Source organism: Adlercreutzia sp. DFI.6.23 (genome assembly GCF_024462535.1).
GTDB lineage: Bacteria > Actinomycetota > Coriobacteriia > Coriobacteriales > Eggerthellaceae > Adlercreutzia > Adlercreutzia rubneri.
Map to the genome: position 1 here is coordinate 1 of NZ_JANGBP010000682.1, position 293 is coordinate 293.

The 293-nt window shown below is 65.9% G+C and carries 1 pseudogene; it reads left to right on the top strand.

Annotation, left to right across the window (positions count from 1 at the left end):
* Positions 1-293, top strand: a pseudogene (locus NE591_RS15045) (homoserine dehydrogenase); the annotation flags it as partial.

The window sequence follows — 293 nt, forward strand, 5'->3', positions numbered from 1 at the left end:
CAAGCTTCTGGCCATCGCCCATCGCCGCGAGGATGGGGTCGATGTACGCGTGCATCCCACCATGATCCCGACGAACCACCAGCTGGCCACTGTGAACGGCGTGTTCAACGCCATTTACGGGGTGGGCGACTTTGTGGGCGAGACCATGTTCTTCGGCGAGGGCGCCGGCGCGGGTGCCGCGGCTAGTGCCGTCATGGGCGACGTGCTGGAAGTTGCGCGCCACATTCAGCAGGGCGTGGCTCCCATTGTGGGCTGCCCCTGCACCGATGACCTGCCCATCCTGCCCATGGACG